A 1,145-nucleotide genomic window follows, 5' to 3' on the forward strand; every position below is an offset into this window, starting at 1 on the left:
GAGCGCGCGGTATTCGGCGGTCGAGCGCGCCTGCGTCGCGCGGGCCGCCGGTGCGGCGGGCTGGATCCACGCGGATTCGTTGCGATAGGTCATGTTTCCTCCGGATTGCGGTTGTGCGCGCTTACACGTGCAGCAGCAGATGACGGCGTTCCCACGAGCTGATCACGCGGAAGAACGCTTCGTATTCGGTCTCCTTCAGCGCGAAATACGCTTTCAGGAACTTGTGGCCGAGGATCTCGCCGAGCGGCTCGCATGCCGACATCAGCGTGAGTCCGTCCTCGAGATTGCGCGGCAGCTGATACGGCAGCGAGTAGCCGTCGCTGACGAGCGGCTCGGTCGGCTCGAGCCGCTGCGTGATGCCGAGATAGCCGGCCGCGAGCGTCGCGGCGAGCGCCAGATACGGATTGCAGTCGACGCCCGGAATCCGGTTCTCGATGCGCCGCGCGGCCGGGCTCGAATGCGGAATGCGAAAGCCGACCGTGCGGTTGTCGTAGCCCCACTGCACGTTGATCGGCGCGGCCATGAACCGCGACAGCCGGCGATACGAGTTGATGTACGGCGCGAAGATCGGCATCAGCGCGGGCGTGTACTTCTGCAAGCCGGCGAGGAAGTTGTAGAACATCGACGTCGCGCCGCCCGTTTCGGGCGACGTGAACAGGTTCTGGCCGCTTTCCTCGTCGACGATGCTCTGATGCACGTGCATTGCCGAGCCCGGTTCGCCTTCCATCGGCTTCGCCATGAAGGTCGCGTACATGTTGTGACGCAACGCCGCTTCGCGCACCGTGCGCTTGAACAGGAACACCTGATCGGCGAGCGACAGCGCATCGCCGTGCATGAAGTTGATTTCCATCTGCGCGGCACCGACTTCATGGATCAGCGTGTCGATGTCGAGGTCCTGCGTCTCGCAGTATTCGTAGATGTCTTCGAACAGCGGATCGAACTCGTTGACGGCCTCGATCGAATACGACTGGCGGCCCGTTTCCGGCCGGCCCGTGCGGCCGACGGGCGGACGCAGCGGCAGGTCGGGGTCCTTGTTCATGTCGACCAGATAGAACTCGAGCTCGGGCGCGACGACCGGCTTCCAGCCTTTCTTCTTGTACAGGTCGAGCACGCGGCGCAGCACGTAGCGCGGCGAGATCTCGACC

1 protein-coding gene is annotated in these 1,145 nt (G+C 64.3%); it reads right to left on the reverse strand.

Translation table 11 applies throughout. The features are described from left to right. Nucleotides 1–121 precede the first annotated feature (121 nt). A partial coding sequence (locus HMPREF3115_RS04010; protein ID WP_256276004.1) for a glutamine synthetase family protein occupies nt 122–1,145 on the reverse strand: 1,024 nt, incomplete at its 5' end.

Source organism: Burkholderia sp. HMSC10F09 (assembly GCF_001806955.1).
Lineage (GTDB): Bacteria > Pseudomonadota > Gammaproteobacteria > Burkholderiales > Burkholderiaceae > Burkholderia > Burkholderia multivorans.